20 protein-coding genes are annotated in these 20,870 nt (G+C 51.6%); 15 read left to right on the forward strand and 5 right to left on the reverse strand.

Annotated features, from left to right (window positions below; genetic code table 11):
- Positions 1 to 182 precede the first annotated feature (182 nt).
- The 6 genes from NTH01S_RS11860 to NTH01S_RS04500 are packed head-to-tail and all read left to right on the forward strand — an operon-like array spanning position 183 to position 6,577.
- On the forward strand, positions 183 to 989 hold the full coding sequence (locus NTH01S_RS11860) for a glycosyltransferase family 9 protein (protein ID WP_169802040.1): 807 nt from the start codon (positions 183 to 185) through the stop codon (positions 987 to 989).
- Positions 990 to 1,034: 45 nt separating this feature from the next.
- The gene (rfaD, locus tag NTH01S_RS04480; protein ID WP_068170054.1) at positions 1,035 to 2,039 is read left to right on the forward strand and encodes an ADP-glyceromanno-heptose 6-epimerase; all 1,005 of its coding nucleotides are present in this window, start codon (positions 1,035 to 1,037) and stop codon (positions 2,037 to 2,039) included.
- 41 nt (positions 2,040 to 2,080) lie between these two features.
- The gene (locus NTH01S_RS04485; protein WP_068170057.1) at positions 2,081 to 2,623 is read left to right on the forward strand and encodes a D-glycero-alpha-D-manno-heptose-1,7-bisphosphate 7-phosphatase; all 543 of its coding nucleotides are present in this window, start codon (positions 2,081 to 2,083) and stop codon (positions 2,621 to 2,623) included.
- A gap of 6 nt (positions 2,624 to 2,629) precedes the next feature.
- Positions 2,630 to 4,099 carry a D-glycero-beta-D-manno-heptose-7-phosphate kinase gene (rfaE1, locus tag NTH01S_RS04490; RefSeq protein ID WP_068170061.1) on the forward strand — a complete coding sequence of 490 codons (1,470 nt, stop codon included), beginning with the start codon at positions 2,630 to 2,632 and terminating at the stop codon, positions 4,097 to 4,099.
- Positions 4,100 to 4,107: 8 nt separating this feature from the next.
- Positions 4,108 to 5,295, forward strand: a complete 1,188-nt coding sequence (locus tag NTH01S_RS04495; RefSeq protein WP_245642161.1) for an AGE family epimerase/isomerase — start codon at positions 4,108 to 4,110, stop codon at positions 5,293 to 5,295.
- Positions 5,296 to 5,326: 31 nt separating this feature from the next.
- A complete protein-coding gene (locus NTH01S_RS04500) occupies positions 5,327 to 6,577 on the forward strand; it encodes a glycosyltransferase family 9 protein (RefSeq protein WP_084366976.1) in 1,251 nt (416 codons plus the stop codon).
- Positions 6,578 to 6,778: 201 nt separating this feature from the next.
- On the opposite strand, the gene NTH01S_RS04505 is transcribed toward NTH01S_RS04500, so the two are convergent.
- Positions 6,779 to 7,162 (reverse strand): rhodanese-like domain-containing protein, encoded by a 384-nt coding sequence (locus NTH01S_RS04505; protein WP_068170070.1) that lies wholly within the window; start codon positions 7,160 to 7,162, stop codon positions 6,779 to 6,781.
- A gap of 108 nt (positions 7,163 to 7,270) precedes the next feature.
- On the opposite strand from NTH01S_RS04505, the gene NTH01S_RS04510 reads away from it, so the two are divergent.
- The 5 genes from NTH01S_RS04510 (at position 7,271) to NTH01S_RS04530 (ending at position 12,540) form a co-directional block, all read left to right on the forward strand.
- Complete coding sequence (locus tag NTH01S_RS04510) at positions 7,271 to 8,311, forward strand: cysteine synthase A (RefSeq protein WP_068170073.1); 1,041 nt, start codon at positions 7,271 to 7,273, stop codon at positions 8,309 to 8,311.
- Positions 8,312 to 8,392: 81 nt separating this feature from the next.
- Positions 8,393 to 9,118, forward strand: coding sequence for a response regulator (locus tag NTH01S_RS04515; RefSeq protein WP_068170076.1), 726 nt, complete (start codon positions 8,393 to 8,395; stop codon positions 9,116 to 9,118).
- A gap of 5 nt (positions 9,119 to 9,123) precedes the next feature.
- A complete protein-coding gene (locus NTH01S_RS04520; RefSeq protein WP_068170079.1) occupies positions 9,124 to 10,878 on the forward strand; it encodes an ATP-binding protein in 1,755 nt (584 codons plus the stop codon).
- A 107-nt stretch (positions 10,879 to 10,985) separates the two neighbouring features.
- Positions 10,986 to 11,789 (forward strand): ABC transporter permease, encoded by an 804-nt coding sequence (locus tag NTH01S_RS04525; RefSeq protein WP_068170084.1) that lies wholly within the window; start codon positions 10,986 to 10,988, stop codon positions 11,787 to 11,789.
- Positions 11,790 to 11,793: 4 nt separating this feature from the next.
- On the forward strand, positions 11,794 to 12,540 hold the full coding sequence (locus NTH01S_RS04530) for an ABC transporter ATP-binding protein (RefSeq protein ID WP_068170089.1): 747 nt from the start codon (positions 11,794 to 11,796) through the stop codon (positions 12,538 to 12,540).
- A gap of 55 nt (positions 12,541 to 12,595) precedes the next feature.
- Here NTH01S_RS04530 and NTH01S_RS04535 read toward each other — a convergent pair whose 3' ends face one another.
- Together NTH01S_RS04535 and mtnA are read right to left on the reverse strand one after the other, a co-directional pair.
- Positions 12,596 to 13,501: a DUF2272 domain-containing protein gene (locus NTH01S_RS04535; protein ID WP_068170155.1), complete on the reverse strand. Its 906-nt coding sequence runs from the start codon at positions 13,499 to 13,501 to the stop codon at positions 12,596 to 12,598.
- A 156-nt stretch (positions 13,502 to 13,657) separates the two neighbouring features.
- Positions 13,658 to 14,764: an S-methyl-5-thioribose-1-phosphate isomerase gene (gene mtnA / locus NTH01S_RS04540; protein WP_068170092.1), complete on the reverse strand. Its 1,107-nt coding sequence runs from the start codon at positions 14,762 to 14,764 to the stop codon at positions 13,658 to 13,660.
- Positions 14,765 to 14,958: 194 nt separating this feature from the next.
- Here mtnA and NTH01S_RS04545 point away from each other — a divergent pair, with 194 nt between their 5' ends.
- The gene (locus tag NTH01S_RS04545; protein WP_068170094.1) at positions 14,959 to 16,074 is read left to right on the forward strand and encodes a glycosyltransferase family 4 protein; all 1,116 of its coding nucleotides are present in this window, start codon (positions 14,959 to 14,961) and stop codon (positions 16,072 to 16,074) included.
- 20 nt (positions 16,075 to 16,094) lie between these two features.
- On the opposite strand, the gene NTH01S_RS04550 is transcribed toward NTH01S_RS04545, so the two are convergent.
- Positions 16,095 to 17,090 carry an aldo/keto reductase gene (locus NTH01S_RS04550; protein ID WP_068170097.1) on the reverse strand — a complete coding sequence of 332 codons (996 nt, stop codon included), beginning with the start codon at positions 17,088 to 17,090 and terminating at the stop codon, positions 16,095 to 16,097.
- A gap of 122 nt (positions 17,091 to 17,212) precedes the next feature.
- Here NTH01S_RS04550 and NTH01S_RS04555 point away from each other — a divergent pair, with 122 nt between their 5' ends.
- From NTH01S_RS04555 to NTH01S_RS04565, 3 genes are read left to right on the forward strand one after another with little or no spacing between them, the layout of a single operon-like run.
- Positions 17,213 to 18,514: an O-antigen ligase family protein gene (locus tag NTH01S_RS04555; RefSeq protein WP_245642163.1), complete on the forward strand. Its 1,302-nt coding sequence runs from the start codon at positions 17,213 to 17,215 to the stop codon at positions 18,512 to 18,514.
- Complete coding sequence (locus NTH01S_RS04560) at positions 18,495 to 19,508, forward strand: CobW family GTP-binding protein (RefSeq protein WP_068170106.1); 1,014 nt, start codon at positions 18,495 to 18,497, stop codon at positions 19,506 to 19,508. The genes NTH01S_RS04555 and NTH01S_RS04560 overlap by 20 nt, the downstream gene beginning before the upstream one ends.
- On the forward strand, positions 19,505 to 20,557 hold the full coding sequence (locus NTH01S_RS04565) for a WD40 repeat domain-containing protein (RefSeq protein WP_068170108.1): 1,053 nt from the start codon (positions 19,505 to 19,507) through the stop codon (positions 20,555 to 20,557). The genes NTH01S_RS04560 and NTH01S_RS04565 overlap by 4 nt, the downstream gene beginning before the upstream one ends.
- Positions 20,558 to 20,561: 4 nt before the next feature.
- Here NTH01S_RS04565 and NTH01S_RS04570 read toward each other — a convergent pair whose 3' ends face one another.
- Positions 20,562 to 20,843 (reverse strand): SelT/SelW/SelH family protein, encoded by a 282-nt coding sequence (locus tag NTH01S_RS04570; protein ID WP_068170110.1) that lies wholly within the window; start codon positions 20,841 to 20,843, stop codon positions 20,562 to 20,564.
- Positions 20,844 to 20,870: the final 27 nt, after the last annotated feature.

Below are 20,870 nucleotides of genomic sequence, written 5' to 3' on the forward strand. Positions count from 1 at the left end.
GGGACCTGCAAAAGCGTTTAGATAATAAGTTGTCTTTTGATATTTATTGTCAATCACCGCAAATAGCTGAAGAATTTTTCAAAAACATTCCAAACTTTCGGAAATGTATTAATTCAGATATTTTTCATGATATAAAAAATTATTATATTTTCGCAATTACAGCGAACCAATTCGCTACATTTATGACGGAAAATATAGAGTACCATACTCTTCTGACGTATTGTCCGGATGTTGTGAATATCTTTTGCACAGCTCAGAAGAACCGGCAGAAAATTGAAAAATATATTGTTCACCATCCCTTTTTAGATGGTGCTTTTGCAGATACTGCGGTGCGTTTGGGGCATAAGCGCTATAAATATCTGCATGACATGATGGGTTTAAAATATGGAGGCGATGAGCAGGCGATCGATGTAGATCCTGATCTCCCTCTCTCCTTTGGTTTGAAGCCTAAGGCCTATATCACCGTGCATGATGGGTGGGATGGGAACTTCAAGATTGCGGCGCAACGACCGACAAAGACGGTCCCGCTTGAGAAGTGGACGAAGATTATCTCCGGCTTGAAGCGTGCCCTGCCGCATATGACCATTGTCCAGATTGGTGGTGCGGTGGGTGAGAACTTGCAGGGTGTGGATGTTAATCTGAAGAAAAAGCTGTCTTTTGCACAATCGACCTCTATTTTGGCGCAGTCCGCACTGCATATTGATGCAGAGACAGGGTTGGTTCATTTGGCGGCGGCGCTTGGCGTGAAAAGTGTGGTTATGTTTGGGCCGACGAATGTTGATTGGTTCGGGTATCCGCAAAACGCGAACATTCGGCCACATGAATGTGGAAATTGCTGGTGGTCTAACGACGCATGGATGGATGCTTGTCCTCTGGATTTGCCTAATCCGGCATGTACGAATAACATCCGCCCTGATGAAGTGGTTGCGGCGGCTATGCGCCTGTTAGAGGCATCGTCTGTTGATGCCAAGCCGAGTGTTCTTGCCTAAGGGCGAGGTCTTTTTTCCTTTTTAGTGCATGAAGTCTTACATACCATGACAAAACGTATCATCGTCACAGGTGCCGCAGGATTTATCGGCAGTAATATTGTCCGTGGGCTGAACGCGCGTGGGTTCACAGATATTATCGCGGTCGATAATTTGACCCATGGTGATAAAGCGCTGAACATGGTCGATCTCTCGATCAGTGATTATCTGGATAAGAATGATTTCTATGACGACCTGCTGGCGGGGCGTTTTGGGCAAATTGAAGCCATTTTTCATGAAGGTGCTTGCTCTTCAACGACGGAGCAAGATGGCCGCTACATGATGGCGAATAATTTTGAAACCAGCAAAAAATTGCTGGCATATAGTCAGGAGACTGGGGCGCGCTTGCTCTATGCGTCTAGTGCTGCGACTTATGGTGCCTCTGAAACCTTTAAGGAAGAACCCGCTTACGAAAAACCCCTGAATGTTTATGGGTATTCTAAGCTTTTATTTGATCAGGTTGTGCGCCGCGCTCAACCTAGCCTTAAAACGCAGGTTGCGGGTTTCCGCTATTTTAACGTCTATGGATCGCGTGAGCAGCATAAGGGCGGCATGGCATCGGTTGCGTTCCATAATTTCAACCAGTTTATGGCCAACGGGTCTGTTAAATTGTTTGGAGAATACGGGGATTGCCAACCGGGCGAACAAAAGCGTGACTTCATTTTCATTGATGATCTGGTGAATGTGAAGCTCTGGTTCTTTGATCACCCGGAACATAGCGGTGTATTTAACTTGGGGACAGGTAAAGCCCAGCCGTTTAATGACATTGCTACGACAGTTGTGAATAGTGTCCGGGACCTTACGGGGCTTCCTGCTTTGTCTATTAACGATATGGTGAGCCAAGGTATTCTTGAATACATCCCTTTCCCGGATAAGCTGAGGGGTAAGTACCAGTGCTTTACGCAAGCGGATATGAGCCGCTTACGTGAGATTGGCTGTGATGTTGCGTTTCATGATGTTGCGCATGGTGTGTCAGCCTACGTCCGGGACTTGTATGCACGCCATCAGGGCTAAGATGCTTAGAGGTAACACGATAGAGAAGGCTGAAGGCCATCATGACTGAGACTACTGTAGCCTCTGGATATCCTGCGGCCTTTCTTGACCGGGATGGCGTCATTAATGTTGATGTTGGCTATCCGCACCTGATTGAGACGTTTCGTTTTATACCGGGGGCGCCGGAAGCCATCAAAGCGTTGAATGATGCGGGATATCGCGTGGTTGTCGTGAGTAATCAATCTGGCGTTGCGCGAGGGCTTTTTACGGAAGAGGCCGTGAGAGTTTTTAATCAGCATATTGCGCATAGTCTTGCGTCTTTTGGCGCTAAAATTGATGCTTTTTACTTCTGCCCTTATCACCCTGAAGCTGCGGTGGAGCGCTATCGTGTAGACCATCATGAGCGTAAACCTCGGCCCGGCATGATTGAACGCGCAGCATCTGAGATGACTCTTGATCTGACGCGCTCTTTCTTAATTGGCGATCGTGAGACGGATATTCTGGCAGCCTCCGCCGCAGGCATACCGGGGTACCTGTTTAAAGAGAATAATCTGTTTTCCTTTGTTGAGGGTCACGGCCTCTCCACTCCTCCACAGCATGTGTGATTTTTCATGATTGAAAATTTTGAATTTGGACGCCTTGTCGTTATCGGTGACCTCCTGTTGGACCAATATGTTTTTGGTTCCGTGGGGCGTATTTCGCCTGAGGCTCCCGTGCCGGTCCTGCTCAAAACACGCCAGAGTGTTGTGCCTGGGGGGGCAGCTAATGTTGCTGTGAATGTTGCGGCTCTTGGAGGGGCGGTTAGTCTCATTGGTGTTGTTGGTGATGATAAGCAGGCGAATATCCTGCGGCAGAGTTTGAGTGCGTGGCCCGGTATTGATGTGCAAGGGCTGATCGAGGAGCCCGGGTGGTCCACGATTTCTAAGACACGGGTGCTGAGCGGGCAGCAGCAGATCGTACGCATTGATGACGAAACAATTATCACGTTTTCACAAGAGACGAGTGATCGTCTGATTGCGGCCGCAAAAGCGGCGTTGGAAACAGCCGATGTGCTGATTTGTTCCGATTATGCTAAAGGCGTGCTGTCTGATACTGTTTTGCGTGCTGTGATTGACCATGCGTGCGCTAAGAATATCCCCGTCATTGTTGATCCTAAACGCAAGGATTTCTCCGCGTATCGTGGTGCGACCTTGATCACGCCCAATCGCTCGGAAATGGCACGGGCAACAGGCCTACCGTTGGGAAGTGATGCTGAGATTGAAAAAGCGGCTCAGCAGGCTTCAGAGCAGTTTGGGGGCGATGTTCTCGTCACGCGTTCAGAAGAGGGCATGACGCTGTGGCAGCGTAATGGTCATATTCGTCATGAAACGGCGCGTAAATCGGAAGTTTATGATGTCTCCGGTGCGGGGGATACGGTTCTCGCGACGGTTGCGGGGGTTTTGTCGGCGGGGCAGGATATTGATACGGCTGTTGTTATCGCGACGGTCGCAGCATCGCTTGCCGTGAGTAAGCTCGGTACGGCTGCTGTTTCACGCAGTGAGCTGAGTCATGAGCTGATGGAGGATATTACCGCCCCTGGTATGGTGGCTTCTGTCCCTCATGCGCAGCAGATGTTGCAAAAATGGCGGCAGCACGGGGCGTCCGTCGTTTTCACCAATGGTTGCTTTGATCTGGTCCATCCGGGGCATATTTCCCTGTTGCGTGCTGCTGCGCAGAAGGGGGATAAGCTCGTGGTCGGGATTAATAGCGATGCCTCCGTACGGCGTCTTAAAGGGCCAACCCGCCCCGTGCAGAATGAGCAAGCGCGTGCCATTGTGATCGGCGCTTTGCGTGAAGTGGATATGGTGGTGATTTTTGATGAAGATACGCCGCTAGAACTGATTACGGCCTTGAAGCCTGATGTGCTCGTCAAAGGGGCTGATTATACGGAAGATGCCGTGGTGGGCGGAGATTTGGTAAAAGCTGCTGGGGGGCGCGTAGAGCTGGTCACCTTAGTGGATGGCTGCTCTACTAGTAATCTCGTTAAAAAGATGGTTCAACCGCACCCCTCTTCTGGGAAGAGTAAGGCGGATGCAGGATGAATGATCACGTGGTAGAAAAACACAAGGCTTTATCGGGCATTGCGCAAGGTGATCAGTGGACAACGTGGACCGTACAAAAAGCGTTGCCACTTTGGGCTCGTGCTGGATATGACCGCAAAAGGCACCTGTACCACGAACGCTTGACGTTTGATGCGGCGCCTATTGAGATGCCGGATCTGCGAGTCATGGTGCAGGCGCGGCAGATTGCGACGTTTTGCCGTGCGGCTTTAGATGGTGTTTTTGATGCGTCACATGATGCTTTGGCTTGTTTGTCTGAAGTGCAAGGACGGTATTGGCGGAGCGATGATCAGCCGGGTTGGGTTTTTGCGTTGGGGCCGGATGGACGTCCCTCTAAGACGACGCGTGACTTATACGCGCATGCTTTTATTTTATTCGCTTATGCATGGGCCTATCGTCTGAGCGGGGATAGAAAGCTGATAGAGGTCGTGAACGAGACGATCTCGGAGATAGAAAATATTTTTCAGGCCCCCGGTGGCGGGTTCTGGGATGCCGTCCCTGCGCCGGATAACATTCGGCGTCAGAACCCTCATATGCACCTGTTGGAAGCCTATTTAGTGCTGTTTGAGGTGACGGAAGATCAGTTTTATATGGAGAAAGCACAGCAACTGATTACTTTGGCGCGGGAGAAATTTATTAGCTCCGGGTCGGGTATGTTGCTGGAGTTTTTTGATACCGATTGGACCCCTTGTAAGGCCTTGGGGCATAATTCTGTAGAGCCCGGTCATTTATTTGAATGGTCATGGCTTTTGGGTGAAGCTACTCGCCTTAATCCAGAAGAAAATGATCATGAGGGTATGTGTAGTACCGTAGAGCGTTTATTTGCCGCAGGTGTACAATACGGTATTCTAAACGGTCTCGTCTGCGATAGTATAACAGATCGTGGTACTATGGCACAGATGAGTACGCGTATCTGGCCTCAGACTGAGTTGATGCGGCTATTAATGTGTCGCAAGAAAATGTCTGTCAAAAATCCTTTAAATAGACAAGAAGACGACTTGTTGTTTTCTGTAACAAAGAAATTTTTTGCGGAGTATGCGCCGGAGACGTTACAGGGTGGTTGGATCGACCGTCGTGCGGCAGATGGTACAATAACGGTTGATCATATGCCTGCGAGTTCCCTGTATCATATTTATGGTTCTGCGCGTGAGTTCTTTCGTCCTACTGGCCGTCTATAGTCCTGTACTCACAAGAAAATCGGGATGTTGAATGATATTTCTATCAAGACTAAAGAGGGTCATTAAAAAAATCAGCGTATCTTATAGAGAGAATGATTCATTCTCTCTTACGCTTTCTTACGTCTTGAAAATTTTAAATAAAAAATTGTTTTTGTTGTGTCAGCACCTTTATGGCGCACGTCATACTTTCCGCCCTGCGTATAGAGCCGCAAAAAAACAGCGCCTTATAGAAGCACATAAACAAGGCCGTGCGGTTCTGGCGCTTTGTGTTGCGGGCGGGGTCGGTGATCTTTTGGTTATGGCCCGGTTCATCCGAGATATGCACAAAGAAGCGGGTGGTTTTTCATATGATATTTTCTGTGCGCATCCGGTTATTGCCCGGTGGATTTTTGCCAATGTGCTCGGTTTTGTGCATGCGGAGTATGATACGGCTTTGCGTCTAGGGAGGCTTAAGGTTTTTTATGATGCGGAGTTTCATTTAAATCAGGGTGTGAAAATTGTCAGGCAAAGTAAAAATTTGTCGAGGCTCTCCTCAGGGCAATTTTCGAAAATTCTTCAAAACATTGGCCGGTCCGCGAAGGACTTGCGGCTTTATATCGACAATCAGCCCTTTCTGGACAATGCGCTTGGGCGTGTTGCGGTGTATTCTAATGCCTCTCGTCGTGATTTTTTACATCATATAGCAGGGGTATCTTATGGAGGGGATCTACTACAGGTTCCCTGCACGGCTGATGTTTTAGAACGTTTTTCTTTGCATGGTCGACAGTGGATTACGGTCCATAATGGGTTTGATACAAATTTTATTGTTGGCGGTGAACGGGCAACGAAGTGTTATCCACATTTTGATCGTGTTTTAGAGCACATAAAGCGCCTTAGGCCCGATATTTTTATTATTCAAATCGGTACGTCGAGTAGTATTCGTTTGTTAAACGCTGATTTGGATCTGATTTCAAAGACGAATCTTGAGGAGGCTACTGCGTTATTACAAGGGAGTACGCTTCATCTTGATAATGAAAGTGGGCTTGTACATCTTGCATCATGTCTTGGAACACGCAGTGTGGTGGTTTTTGGCCCAACGCCATCAGACTATTTTGGCTATCCGACCAATATCAACATTAATCCTACATTTTGTGGGGGGTGTTGGTGGATTAATGAACTTTGGATGGATCGCTGCCCTCGGCAGTTTGAAGTGGCGGAATGTCTCCAGACGATTGATCCTGAACGTATAGCCGTTGCTTTTCTAGAGGCGTTTGGACGGTCAGAACCACTGACTGTTGTATAAGATCATTCCGGTAATGTGTGACGCGGCCTTCAGGGGGCGCTACTCTTTAAGGCTTGGATAATCGCTGGGATGTGTTGTGCGCTCCTTCACGTACATAAAGGGCGCGCGTCTATGTCTTGCGCCCGTGCCGATATTCGTAGATGGCACAGGCCTATCTTATCGTTTAGCGCTTATGGCGCCCGTGGATACGGGGCTGAATACTTAATCCCCCTGATAACGGGCAGGCAAACCACTCGCCTTCCAGCCCGTTCCTGGTCCGTGTTTATCTTCAAAACCATCTGCAATGTTTGTGACGTGCTCATACCCGGCCTGTTCCGCTAATGTGCTTGCATGATGTGAGCGCATGCCAGAGCGGCATAAGAATAAAACCGGCTGAGTACGGTCTGGCACGGCTTGCGTGAGCCCTGCTACGAAGGCTTCTTCTTGGTCAGGTGCCCATGTTAAACACACTAAGGAACAGGGTAATTGTTCAGCATCCGGTAAACCAATAAATTGCCATTCTTGCGGTGTACGTACGTCAATGAGAACGGGGGTTGGTTCTTCCGGTAAACGCGCCCAAGCTTGTTTTGCTGTCAGAATATGCATGCCTCTTCCTCATCTCTATAAAAAACGCTCTAATGAGATCAAGCATACCATTGGTTAGGCACACACACCATGTCAGTGGTTGGAAGCAACCCAATCAGGAGTGACAGTATGACCGACAAGGCTTCTCAGCATCATCGCCCACGCGGTTGGACACATGCGGCATCCGGCATGATTAACGCCATTGGCGGGACCCCACTCATCCGTCTGCGGCGCGCCTCTGAAGAAACGGGCTGTGACATTTACGGCAAGGCCGAGTTTATGAATCCCGGCGGTTCTGTTAAAGACCGCGCAGCCCTTGCGATCATACAGGATGCGTTTGCTAAAGGCTTGCTCACACCTGGCGGCACCATTGTGGAAGGTACGGCGGGTAATACCGGCATTGGCCTGACCCTTGTGGCACAAGCGCTTGGCTGTAAAGCCACCATCGTCGTGCCAGAAACGCAAAGCCGTGAAAAACTTGATTTTTTGCGCATGATTGGTGCTGACCTGCGCCTTGTTCCGGCCAAGCCTTACCGCGATCCGGGCAACTATGTGCATTTCTCCCGCCGGCTTGCGGAAGAGACGGGTGCCTTTTGGGCTAATCAGTTTGACAATACAGCAAACCGTGAAGGCCACCGTACCACAACTGCCGTTGAAATTTGGGAACAAACCCAAGGCAAGATTGACGCCTTCACGTGCGCTTGCGGCACGGGTGGCACGTTAGCGGGCATCGCCCTTGGCTTGCGGGACCAAGCTAAAGCCGCACAAAAAGCAGCACCGCGCATTGTCTTGGCTGACCCGGAAGGCTCTGGCCTTTATGGATGGGTCAAAGAAAATGATCTCTCCATTGCGGGCGGTTCCATCACAGAAGGCATCGGCCAATCGCGCGTGACGGCGAATCTCGACGGTAGTGCCCCTGATGATGCGGAACGTATTTCGGATGCCGAAGCTTTGGAGCATATTTTTGCCCTGACAGCAGAGGAAGGCCTCTCACTCGGTGGTTCTTCCGGCATTAATATTGCCTCTGCTATCCGTACAGCGCGGAAACTTGGTCCCGGACATACGATTGTTACAATTCTGTGCGACGGTGGTTCACGCTATCAATCGAAGCTCTTTAACCCCGAGTTCCTTCGTGCCAAAAACCTGCCCGTCCCACATTGGCTGGCCTAACGGTGAAACGGGGTGTGGTTTTCTGACCCGCCCCACGATGAAGGCCACTACGGCACAAGGAGCCCTTTAAGAGAGACTACCATGCCGACGGAAACACTGCCGCACCTGCTCGTTATTGATGATGACCGCGAAATCCGCGAACTCCTCACCAAATTTCTTGAGCGTAACCACTTCCGTGTCACGGCGGCGCGTGATGGCCGAGAAGCGCGCAAGGCATGGGCGGCTGGTCATTACCAGCTCATTGTGCTTGACCTCATGCTGCCCGGTGAAAGCGGCCTCGAACTTGCGCGTTGGCTGCGTACACAAGACAATGTGCCGATCATTATGCTTACGGCTATGAGTGATGAGACGGACCGCATCATCGGCCTAGAGTTCGGTGCGGATGATTACGTTCCCAAGCCGTTCAACCCGCGTGAACTTCTGGCGCGCATTCGTGCCGTCCTCCGCCGCACAACTGAAACCAGCGAACAACGTCAAGCGGCTGATACACGCAAGCTCTTCTTCGCCGGCTGGACACTGGACCCCGTACGCCGCCGTCTACTCAATCCACAAGGTGCTGAAGTTTCACTCACCGGCGGTGAATATGATCTGCTCATGGCATTGCTAGACCGGGCAAACCGCGTGCTCACGCGTGACATGTTGCTGGAACTGCTGCGCGGTCGTCAGGCTGGGCCATTTGACCGTGCGATTGACGTCGCTGTCAGCCGCTTGCGCCGTAAACTTGAAGATGATGGCCGCAATGCACAAGTCATCAAAACGGTCCGGGGCGGTGGCTATGTCCTCGCGGCTGAAGTTGAGCGCGCTTAAACATTATGCGTCTGCTCCCCACCTCTCTTGTGACCCGTACTAGCCTTTTACTGATTGTCGGGCTGGCCGTTGTGGAAATAACGAGCTTGTTCATCCATGCGATGGATCGGCTCGACACGACTGAGCGAGCGGAGCTGCATAATTACCAACTTCAAACATTTACGATCTATTGCACCTTCGCCGAAGCGGACCCTGAAGACCGGGCTGCACTGCTCAAAGACTTGAGCCTTCCCGATAATCTGACGGTTGCACTGCTCGACAAGCCTGATCCCGTCCTGCCAACTCACCCGATTCCACTACCAGGACGTAATTTCCCTACGCCTCCAAATCAATCATCACAATTCTCGGATCATCGCCCCTCGGTCGAAATGCCGCGTGACACGACACCCGCACATAACGGCCCCTTTACTCCGGGTAGCGCTCCCCAATTCGGCCCAATGCCCAGCTTTACACCCGCTCCCAATACCATGCCTGGTGGCATGATGGACCCCATGCTGCGGCCCGCCATGCCTGGTCCTGCCATGCAGGACCAGGAGCCTCCCCCACCCAACACTTTTCTCTCTCACGAAAACGGTGAGCCGAACCCACAAGATCATCTTCCCTTTCATGACAACATGGGAAGAATGATCCTGCCACCACAGCCTTTTTTGTCATCCACTCCTAACGAAGAAAACCGTAGTCCACGGCCTCTCATTCATGTGCCGCAGCATGAAATCCCACTCTTGCTACGTTGGGCATTGCTGCCACCATCACTGTATCCCCTTGAAGCACGTGCCGGCAGTATCCTCAGCACACGTTCAACGTCTTTGCTGTTACCAGATGGCAAAACATGGGTTGTTGTACGTCTAACCCTCGGCTTGCCAAACCCCTTTGGCACACCGGGAACCGTCCTTGCTTTTCTCATTACGTCCATCGTCGGCAGTGCACTCATCGTCTGGCTCATACGGCGTATGATTGCTCCTATTGAGACATTAGCCAGCGCCGCAGAAGCTCTCGGCCGAGACATGAACAGCAGTACCGCCTCCCTACCGGAGCGTGGCCCATCTGAGCTCCAACGTGCAGCCATTGCCTTCAACACCATGGCTCGCCGCATCCAACGCTTCGTGAGCGACCGCACGCTCATGCTAACCGCTATTGGGCATGATCTGCGCACCCCCATTACCCGCCTCAAACTCCGGGCTGAATTTATTGATGATGATGAGTTACGGAGCAAAGTCTTGGCTGACCTTGATGAGATGGAAGCGATGGTCGCCTCTACTTTAGCATTCGGGCGCGATAGTTCAGCCAATGAACCCCTCGTATCGCTGGACCTGCGTGCACTTCTTGAAACCATCATGGATGAAGCGAGTGAAAGCCATCCTCAGAAAGCGGATTTCTTACGCGTCGTCCTTCCCAAAGTCCCTGTCCAGATTCGGGCGCGCTCTGTCGCACTGAAACGTGCGCTTAACAATGTTATTCTCAATGCGCTGAAATATGGTGGTAGTGCTTATGTCACCCTCAGCTTGCCGCCGGCAGAGACGAAAGGCTCTCAGCACGTTAAAATTCTCATCGAAGATCATGGTCCCGGCTTGCACCCTGATGATCTTGAACGTGTTTTTGAGCCGTTTGTTCGGACCGATGACAGCCGCAACTGCGAGACAGGCGGCACGGGTCTTGGCTTATCTATAGCCCGCACGATTTTGCGTGGCCAAGGCGGGGATGTTTACCTACAAAACCGCCCCGAAGGTGGATTGCGGGCTATCGTGACGCTTGTCCTTTAAGAGGGAGGTGGTTCTCAGCGCTTTCTAGCTTCTACTCTTCCAAAGAAAAGGAGGATAGGATAATAGGATACACTGCAAGCCAATAGTTAAAATATCTGGAGAGCTTAATGTTAAAAAAAACGTCATTTTACATTGGCTCACAGGATGCTTTCCCAGCATTGCGCGAGTATTGGCTTCCATTTGTATTGGCTTGGCAGGATATTTCTGTACGTTATAAGCGATCAAAAATTGGTCAATTCTGGCTGACGATTAACACTTTTATTTACATTGCTAGCCTTGGCGTTATTTTTGGTACGTTATTTCGCCTCAATCTTCATGAATACTTACCAAATATATGTGCGGCCATTTTGACATGGAATTTTATAAATACATCAATATCGGACGGATGCTTGGCATTTATCAACTCTGATAGTGTAATATTGCAAATAAAAATGCCGTTTTTTACGCATATAATAAGAACGGTAACACGAAACTTAATAGTGTTTGCGCATAATATTGTTATATTTCCGATTATTGCTTTGTGCGTTGGTTATGGAATTAATTTTTATGCATTATTTGCAATTCCGGGTTTGCTTCTTATTTTGATCAATCTTCTATGGGTGTGCACTATTCTAGCCGTTGTATGTACGCGTTTCCGTGATTTGCATCAGGTGGTGATTAGTCTGTTACAGATTATCTTCTATGCGACCCCTGTTGTCTGGGATGTTAAGAGCCTTCCTAAAGATGTTTCGCCATTATTTGTAACATTAAACCCTTTTTATGATTTTATTGATCTCGTGAAACGACCTCTTATGGGGCAGCCTCCGGGTATGAATGAATGGCTATTATGCAGTGCGCTTGCTGTTATTGGCTGGTGTGTGGCACTTTGTGTACTTGGGAAGTTTAAACATCGTATAGCGTACTGGTTATAATATCATGGCTTTCATTCATCTAAAGAACGTCGGGGTAGAATTTCCCATTTTCAATGCGCAAAATCGCTCGTTGAAAAATAAGGTTTTCAACTTAGCGACCGGCGGAAAAATCGAAAGCCGTGAAGGTAAGCTTACCGTTGTTAAAAGCTTAGAAGATATTTCGCTTGATCTCGTTGATGGGGATCGTATTGGATTGATTGGGCATAACGGTGCGGGCAAGACAACGCTTCTGCGTGTCTTTTCAGGGATTTATGCTCCGACGAGTGGGGAATGTGCCATTCAAGGAAAATGCGTATCCTTGATCAACATTCAACTCGGTATCAATTATGAGGAAACGGGCCGCTCAAACATAAAGCTTCGCGCTGCTATGATGGGTATGCGGCCCAAACAAATTGAAGAAAAAATAGAAGAAATTGCAGAATTTTCTGGGCTAGGGCATTTTTTAGATATGCCTTTCCGGACGTATTCATCCGGTATGCAAATACGACTAGCGTTTGCGACATCGACATCTATCGACCCTGAAATACTGATCATGGATGAATGGCTTTCAGCCGGTGATGAGAATTTTAAAGAAAAAGCAAACCAACGGATGTCTCAACTGTTAGATAAAACCAAAATTCTGATACTCGCGAGTCATTCACGTGAGCTTCTGGAGAGAAATTGTACGAAAATACTGTGGCTTGAGCACGGAAAAGTAAAAATGCTGGGTGAATCATCGGAAGTATTGGATAAATACTTTTCGAGGTCATGAAATTGGGAGGGTTTTTTCGAACCCTCCAAGGTTATGGATTGATAGCGCGGCTGTATTACAGGCCGCTATCCGGCTCCTGATCCGCGTCATAATGGACTTCAAGTATGGCGCACCACGGGTAGCGGGCATCGTAGCTGCGTCCGGTTTGGTCCGCGATTTGTCCGGCAGCATCGCTGGGGACATGCGTTAGCGCGACCGTGTCATCTACATTGCCGCCGATAATGCTAAGTTCATGCCCGAACGGCTGTGTGTTTTGATGGGTTGCGGTGACGATGCCGCAATGTGCAGGAAAGCCGTAGCTGGTTGGGAGCATGGAGAATGTGACTGAGCGGCTATGCCCTCGGCCAACACAAATTAGATCCCCAATTTTAGGCGCGTAGCTACCCGGCGCATGTGCGCTGACGCCGTTAAATTGTCCACTTGCAGCGGCGTTGATGTAGGTGGAGTGGTTGGGTGAGTAGGGGAAGCGTTCATTCGCTCCTGCGACACGCATGACGTAAGAAATAAACGCTGCTGACCATGCGTAATGCGCGTCATTTTCGGGCGCAAAGCGTTGCCCTTCGGCATTGGTTTTCCCCGTCCAGCCTACTTCTGTTTCGGCAGGGTCTTGGCCGATCCACCAATACTCCCCGATACGCTGCCACAGCCCGGGGATACGTTCTGGTTTTAAGGCTGGGGAACTGGCGTCTGAGCGATTTTCTGGGTCATCATCGGCAACGGCGGAGCCGAACATCCGCCACTCTCGCATGGCGATTGCTGCGACGTCTTGGCGGTTAAATGGCTCAAAATTCCGGCTGGCGAAATCGGGCACATGGGGATCATAGCCGATAGGGCCGGTTGAGCCGTTGGCGTATTGGGCGGTTGGTGTTTGCGTTGGTGTCGCGTGTGGTGTGGTTTGTTCAGCACAAGCGCTCAACACACAAAGGCTGATGAGGCTAAGTGACGCTGCGCGTGTAGGCAGTCGCGTTAAGACATAACGGAATGTGGGTGACGATGTCACAGTGATCCTCCTGCGGCGTTGTGCACCCATACGCGACGGCGCGATGCGGTGGTGGGGTGAGCCATATTGTGAACGGCAACACCCCTATAGCGTCAAGATGGCCTGTTGGTTTCCCGTTCAGGCTGGGTTGTTCTCGGCTGGGAAAAGGCCGCGCAGCCCGGCTTCTGAGGCATCACAGCAGCCGCGCTCGGTGATGAGGCCAGTGACGAGGCGCGCGGGGGTGACGTCAAACGCCGGATTCGCACCGTTGCTTGCTGGCGGTGCTACGCGTACGCGGCCCGGTGTGCCGTCGGCCTCAAGGCCGGTGACGTACAGCACTTCGTCTGCGCTGCGTTCTTCAATTGGGATTTCTTTTACACCGTCCCGTACACGCCAATCGATGGTGGAAGAGGGTAGGGCCACCCAGAAAGGAACATTATTATCGTGTGCGGCGAGGGCTTTAAGGTAGGTGCCGATTTTGTTGGCAACGTCGCCCTGTGCGGTCACGCGGTCTGTCCCGACGATGACGAGGTCAACTTGGCCAGCCTGCATGTAGTGGCCGCCAGCGTTATCGGCGATGACGGTATGTGCAACGCCATGGCTGCCGAGTTCGAAGGCCGTTAGGAGGCTACCTTGGTTGCGTGGGCGGGTTTCATCCACCCATACATGCACGGGAATGCCTTCATCATGGGCCATATAGATCGGGGCGAGGGCAGTGCCCCAATCCACTGTGGCAATCCAGCCAGCATTGCAGTGGGTCAGGACATTGACGGTACCTTGCTTGCCTTTTGCTTCCCATGCCTTGCGGATGAGTTCTAAACCGTGGCGGCCAATGGCTTCATTGACGGCAACGTCTTCATCGCACAGTGCATCGGCTTCAGCGTAACCAGCTTCGACGCGTTGTGCGACGGGAACAGTGCGGAGATGTTTGACCATGCGCTCAATGGCCCAGCGTAGATTGATGGCGGTGGGGCGTGTTTCCACCAGGCGGTGCGCGGCGGCTTCTAAAGCAGCATCGGACGCATCGTTTTGCAGGGCAAAGATTAGTCCATAGGCAGCAACGGCCCCAATCAGGGGAGCACCGCGTACCTGCATGCTGCGAATGGCATGGGCGACGGCGTCTTCATCACGCAGGGCAAGGGTTTCGACTTCCCAAGGGAAGCGGGTTTGATCGAAAATACGAATGCTGTTTTGGTCATCGGTTGGGCGCCAGAGGCTGCGGTAAGCGGTGCCGTTAATTTTCATGGTGATGTACTGTCCTCAAAGGGTGGGCAGAGAGGGGAGACGCGGTCTCCAGAGAATGAATGTGTCAGATGTGGGGGAAATAGCCGTAGGACTCAAGGGGATTTACACCGCTACGATCCACGAAAAACGCTTACGGTCTGCTCTAGGTCAGTATAGGAAAGGGAGGCTGAAACCGCGCATGGGGTCTTGAAGGTATGTTTGGCAGTTTCCCGAGAGTTCTGACAATCCTGCCTCCGAAGGAGTGTTATGATGCGGGGGCTGCAGGGTCTATTGCCTTGTTGGTTAGTCGTTTGGCGGCCAAGGGGGATTGTATTCTTGGTCGTAAAATTGATGGAGAGCCATTACCGGGCGGGACGTTTATTAGCGTGCCAGAGTTGTTTCTGCCGTTTATGCCGCGCTGGCGTTATCTTTTGGGCTGTGTGCGTGCGGTCCGTACGGTGCAACCGGATGTTGTAGAGGTTCATAACCGTCCCGGCTTGGCTCGGATTTTGGCGCGCTTTGTGCCTGTACGTTTGATTTTACATAATGATCCGCAGACGATGCGTGGTTTGACGTCCGTAAAATTGCGTGAGCGTACGGTGCAGGCCATGCAAGTTTGTGGCGTTTCAGAGTGGGTTGCGCGTCGGTATAGTGAAGGGCTGGCGGCAGGTATTGGGGCTGTTGAGGTCCAGCATAATGTGATTGATGCGGCGACTTTGCCTGCGGAGGTCTCGAAGCGCCCATTAGTCGTTTTCGCCGGGCGTGTTGTTGCGGATAAGGGTGTAGATGCGTTTGTCCGTGCTTGGCAGGCGGTGAGATTCTCCTTTCCAGAGTGGGGCGCTGTGATTGTGGGGGCGGACCGCTTTGGCTCTAATACGCCAGAGACACCTTTTTTGGCCGCTCTGCGCCCGCAAGCGGCTGCTGCACAGGTGAGTATGTTGGGTTATAAGCCGCATGCTGAAGTCATGGCTTTAATGGCAGAGGCAAGTATCGTTGTTGTGCCGAGCCGCTGGGCGGAGCCGTTTGGCATGACCGCGCTAGAAGCTATGGCGTGTGGCTGCACAGTGATCGCGTCACGCAATGGGGCGTTGCCGGATGTTGTCGGGGATACGGGTCTTTATGCAGACCCAGATGCAGATGGTATGTTCGAAGATGTTTTGACAGCGGCTTTGCAAGATGCCGCATTACGTGCGGGGTTAGGCCGTGCGGCGAAGGCGCGTGCTGTTTCTTGCTTTGGGCTGGAAGGGGCACGGAAAGAGCGTGATGCACTACGCCATGCAGCGCATCACAATGCCCCTTATCAGGCCGTATGGTCAGCGCAAAAGCGCTGACGCGAGAATTCGAGCGGTGACTAGCTGCGCTCTGGTGGGGCCATATAGGTTGGGTCGATAGCTTCTGGCACGTGGCGTGCGAGAATAGCATCAACCTTTTGTTTTTCGTCTTCTGTCAGAGACCAACCAAAGACATCATTAACGCCATGTACTTGTTCAGGCTTACGTGCGCCCCATAGGCCGATGACGGGACCGCGATCAAGAACCCAGCGCACAGCAAACGCTAAGAGAGATTTGTTGCGTTGTGCGGCCATTTCTTTGAATTCATCAACGGCTGCCAGATAGGACAGGAAGCGTGGTTTGATGAATTTCGGGTCATTGGCGCGCAAATCATTCTCTGGAAATGCCGTCTCTGCGGACATTTTTCCGGAGAGTAGACCGCGGCAGAGCGGGCCGTAAGCAAGGACCACGGCATTATGCTCTTTTGCATAAGGCAGGATTGTCTTTTCCGTCGTGCGTTCGAAGAGGTTGAGCGGTGGTTGGATCGTGGCGATGGGCGCGACTTCGCGGAAGATGTCCATTTGCTCGGGGGAAAAATTGCTCACACCGAGCGCGCGGATTTTGCCTTCGTCACGGAGCTTTTGCAGTTCACGCGCGCTTTCATCGATGGGTGTTTTTGTGTCTGGCCAGTGAATTTGCTGGATGTCGATTGTGTCAACGCGCAGGCGGCGCAATGAGTCTTCGACTTCTTGGCGAATGCGTGCGGGGCGTGAGTCACGGAAGAGTTTGCGGTTCTCTTCTTCTGCCGTCCAGTTAATGCCGAGCTTTGTTGCAACGACGGCTTGGTGCGGCTTTTCAGCCAGTGCACGCCCAACGACTTCTTCCGAATGACCGAAGCCGTAAACGGGTGCGGTATCAATCAGGTTGATGCCGGCATCAAGTGCCGCATGGATGGTACGGACGGCGTTATCATCGTCCGGGCCACCCCACATCCAGCCGCCAATAGCCCAAGTGCCGAGTGCGACACGTGAGACAGGTTTTTCCAGGCCAGAGATCTGAAGGGTATCGGTTGCCATAATCTTGCTTCCTTCTACGCTTTGAAACGGAAGGTATCGTTTAACGCATATTCTTTCTAGGGCGGTTGCATGTTGATGAGAAAAAGGTCATCGAAATAGTGATGTTGAAAAGGTCTTTTTCTTTGAAGTCGTTTGCTGGCTGGCTGGCGGTGTTATTGCCGTTAACGCTGACACATTTTCGAGCACTTGCTGAGATTGATTTTGATATTTTGGCAGTTTTGTTCTTGATAGCCTCAGCCAAGCCTGGCGGGACGTTTGGGTGGGTCAAGAGGCCATGGTGTGTGATGGCTGGGGCTTGGTGGATCTGGCAGGTCTGCTGCACGGTTCCGTCTGTATTGCAGGGTGTGCATGTTGCAGGGGGTGCATTCGTGCAGGCGCTGGTAGCAATACGTTTTCCACTGGCGATTGCGGCTCTTGGAGAGTGGATTCTGCCGGATGCGGTATGGCGGCGGCGTGTGCTTTTAGTCACCTTTGGTTGTACACTTTATATTGCGGCTCAAATGGCCTTTCAGGCTGTTTTTGGGATGAATATCTTTGGTCAGCCGCGGTTTCGGGATGGCACTTTGACTGGGCCATATGCGCACCCGCGTGCTGCAGCCCCGCTCTCGCGTTTGATTTTGCCGTTTTTGATGGCTGTGTGTGCGTGCTGGGGACGCTGGCGTTTGCCGCAGCGCTTTATCCTGCAAGCGGGCAGCTTGTTGGCTGCGGTAGTTCTTTTGGTACTGGCGGGGCAGCGTATGCCGCTTGTATTGGCGGTGATGGGCTTAGGGGTTTGTGCGGTTTTGTATCGCCCGATGCGTTTGCTGGCTGTTTCAAGTGTGCTGGGGCTTCCCGGTCTGGTGATGATGGCGCGTTTGGTGTCACCGGCGAGCTTCCATCATTTGGTGACGCTGACGCAGAATCAGCTCGGGCATTTTGCGGCATCACCTTATGGGCAAATTTATAGCCGTGTGGTGGTCATGGTATTTCAGCGTCCATGGTTCGGATATGGCTATGATGGATACCGTCATGACTGTGCGGGGGCGGAGGGGTTAACGCCGCCTCATTGGCTGCATGTTGTGCCATCGGCTGATCCGAGCTTTCGGGTCTGTGTTCAGCATCCGCATAATTTATATGCACAAGCATTGATTAATGGTGGGCTGCTTGGGTTGTGTATTTTTACGGCGCTTATCGCGTGTGTTCTGTGGACGATATGGCCAGGAAAACAGGGTAGTGCAGTACAGATTGGTTTGTTTGCTGCGGTGTTTATTCAATACTGGCCGTTGACGTCGAGCTCGGATTTTCTCAACCTTCCCTTGGGCGGCTGGGGCTTTATGTTGGTTGGGCTGGCGTTGTCCTATAAGCGTTTTCCGTTCCGTGACGGGTTTTCTCACACTTCAGACGTGCCTATATCACAGCCAGCATATGGAGGATCTCATGTCTGAAGCGCAGGGCACATCACGCACCGGCTCGGTTCCTGTCACGGTCTTGACGGGTTTCCTGGGGGCGGGGAAAACGACTTTATTGAATCATATTCTGAGCGCCGAACATGGCCGGAAATATGCAGTTTTGGTCAATGAGTTTGGTGAACTCGGGGTTGATAATGACCTCGTGGTCGATGCGGATGAAGAAGTTTTTGAAACGAATAACGGTTGTATTTGCTGCACGGTGCGCGGTGATTTGATCCGTATTCTGGGTAGTTTACTGCGCCGACGTGGGCGGTTTGACGGCATTATTGTTGAGACGACTGGCTTGGCAGATCCGGCTCCCGTTGCGCAGACATTTTTTGTTGATGAAAACCTGCGTGATAAGGCGCATCTTGATGCGGTTGTCACCGTGGTTGATGCCTTTAATGTCATGCAGACTTTGGACGAAAGTCCGGAAGCGACGAACCAACTGGCGTTTGCGGATGTGATTATCTTGAATAAAACGGATTTGGCGGATGAGCCGCGCCGCCAAGAGATTGTGGCGCGTATTCGTAAAATTAATGCTGTGGCTGAGATCCACGAGGCTCAGCGTGGTAATGTGCAACTGACCGATGTGTTGGATCGTGGTGGTTTTGATTTGAAGCGTGCTCTGACGACCATGCCGGATTTTTTAGAGAATAATGAGCACAGTCATGAAGAAGGTATTGTGAGCATTTCCCTTTCTACAAAAGAGCGGCTGGACCAGCAGCGCTTTAACGCATGGATTGGTGCTATTTTGCAGGAGCAGGGAGCAGATATTCTGCGTTCAAAAGGTATCTTGCATTTTGAAGGCGCTGATGAGCGTTTTGCCTTTCAAGCCGTGCATATGATGGCGGATGGGGACTTTATTGGGCCCGTGCGTGAGGGTGAATCAACGGAATCACGCTTGGTCTTTATTGGGCGTAATTTGAACCGCCCACGTTTGCGTCGTGGTTTTGAGAGCTGCACAGTGGAAGGCACTCAGGCTGTATGACAACGACGGAACTCCTCGTAGAGCGCGGTGCTGAGCGCCGTTTTGAAAGTCCTATTGTGCAGGTTGCGGCCGCGCGGGATGGTGAGAGTTTTGCGGCTCTGACGGCGGATGGTGATTTAATTCTCATTCCGCGTGATGAATTGCGCAATGCAGATGCGTGGACAGTGGTGCAGCCCCATGATGGTGGGCTGTGTCTGACGGCCGATTGTGTGGCGAATGCGTATCTAACGGGCGGCGAAGACGGGCGTTTGGTACGGACATTACCGGACGGCACGATGGAGATTTTGCACGAAGGGCGGCGCTGGATTGAGTGTGTGGCTTCGACGCCGGCGCATTTGGCATTTTCGTCCGGTAAGGTGATGGAGCTGCGTAAGGCTGAAGGCACACAAACGCTCAAGACATTGGATCACCCCTCAACGGTGACTGGCATTGTCTTTGATGCGAAGGGCAAGCGCCTTGCGGCATCACACTATAACGGTGTGTCGATGTGGTTTGTGCAAGCTAAGGTCGATACGGTGCGTCCGTTGGAGTGGAAGGGGAGTCATATTGGGCTTGCCATTCATCCGGCTGCGGATGCGTTGGTGACGTCAATGCAGGAAAATGAGCTGCATGGCTGGCGTTTAGCCGATACGCATAACATGCGTATGAGCGGTTATCCGAGGCAGGTTCGTTCTATGAGCTTTACGCGCAATGGGCGTTGGCTTGCGACATCTGGTGCGGATGCAGTGGTGCTGTGGCCTTTCTTTGGCGGTGGCCCGATGGGGAAGGCTCCGACGGAAATCGCGCGTTTGCCGGGGCTCTTCGTGTCAGCGGTTGCGGCTAATCCGAAAGAAAATATTGTTGCTGCTGGCTATGAAGACGGCACGGTTGTTCTTGCTGAAGTGAGTGATAACGGTGCGGATGATGGCCGTGTTCTGCCACTATGTGCGGGGCAAGTTAAGGCACGTGGCGTTGTGAATGCTGTGGCCTTTACACCGCAGGGTGGTGCAGTCATTTTTGGCACCGAGGATGGTGTTGTCGGTGCGGTTGATTTATCGGCTGCGCCATAAAATATCAGCGGTCTGTGTGGCCAAGGTCGCGCTCCGGCGCGATCACGTCCCGCACGCGCTGTTTGAGTTCTTTGGGGCCGGGAAAGCCGCCATCGCGTTTCCGCTCCCAAATGAGCGTATCATTGACATGAATTTCAAAAACGCCTCCCGTATCTGGGATGAGCGCGACTTCGCCTAGGCTTTGGCCAAAGGTAGAGAGAAGTTCTTGCGCCATCCAGCCAGAGCGTAAAAGCCAGTTGCATTGTGTGCAGTAGCGCAGGGTGATGCGTGGTTTTGTGTTTTCCATAGTGCTTATCCTTGGAAGGTGATGGAC

It is taken from the genome of Neokomagataea thailandica NBRC 106555 (assembly GCF_001598495.1).
GTDB classification, from domain to species: domain Bacteria; phylum Pseudomonadota; class Alphaproteobacteria; order Acetobacterales; family Acetobacteraceae; genus Gluconobacter; species Gluconobacter thailandicus_A.

Coding starts and splice junctions, on each gene's coding strand:
- NTH01S_RS04545 (WP_068170094.1), top strand. CDS start 14,959: ATGTTTGGCAGTTTCCCGAGAGTTCTGACAATCCTGCCTCCGAAGGAG.
- mtnA (WP_068170092.1), bottom strand. CDS start 14,764: ATGAAAATTAACGGCACCGCTTACCGCAGCCTCTGGCGCCCAACCGAT.
- rfaD (WP_068170054.1), top strand. CDS start 1,035: ATGACAAAACGTATCATCGTCACAGGTGCCGCAGGATTTATCGGCAGT.
- NTH01S_RS04560 (WP_068170106.1), top strand. CDS start 18,495: ATGGAGGATCTCATGTCTGAAGCGCAGGGCACATCACGCACCGGCTCG.
- NTH01S_RS11860 (WP_169802040.1), top strand. CDS start 183: ATGACGGAAAATATAGAGTACCATACTCTTCTGACGTATTGTCCGGAT.
- NTH01S_RS04515 (WP_068170076.1), top strand. CDS start 8,393: ATGCCGACGGAAACACTGCCGCACCTGCTCGTTATTGATGATGACCGC.
- NTH01S_RS04520 (WP_068170079.1), top strand. CDS start 9,124: ATGCGTCTGCTCCCCACCTCTCTTGTGACCCGTACTAGCCTTTTACTG.
- NTH01S_RS04525 (WP_068170084.1), top strand. CDS start 10,986: ATGTTAAAAAAAACGTCATTTTACATTGGCTCACAGGATGCTTTCCCA.
- NTH01S_RS04530 (WP_068170089.1), top strand. CDS start 11,794: ATGGCTTTCATTCATCTAAAGAACGTCGGGGTAGAATTTCCCATTTTC.
- NTH01S_RS04565 (WP_068170108.1), top strand. CDS start 19,505: ATGACAACGACGGAACTCCTCGTAGAGCGCGGTGCTGAGCGCCGTTTT.
- NTH01S_RS04510 (WP_068170073.1), top strand. CDS start 7,271: ATGACCGACAAGGCTTCTCAGCATCATCGCCCACGCGGTTGGACACAT.
- NTH01S_RS04485 (WP_068170057.1), top strand. CDS start 2,081: ATGACTGAGACTACTGTAGCCTCTGGATATCCTGCGGCCTTTCTTGAC.
- rfaE1 (WP_068170061.1), top strand. CDS start 2,630: ATGATTGAAAATTTTGAATTTGGACGCCTTGTCGTTATCGGTGACCTC.
- NTH01S_RS04550 (WP_068170097.1), bottom strand. CDS start 17,090: ATGGCAACCGATACCCTTCAGATCTCTGGCCTGGAAAAACCTGTCTCA.
- NTH01S_RS04505 (WP_068170070.1), bottom strand. CDS start 7,162: ATGCATATTCTGACAGCAAAACAAGCTTGGGCGCGTTTACCGGAAGAA.
- NTH01S_RS04500 (WP_084366976.1), top strand. CDS start 5,327: ATGATATTTCTATCAAGACTAAAGAGGGTCATTAAAAAAATCAGCGTA.
- NTH01S_RS04570 (WP_068170110.1), bottom strand. CDS start 20,843: ATGGAAAACACAAAACCACGCATCACCCTGCGCTACTGCACACAATGC.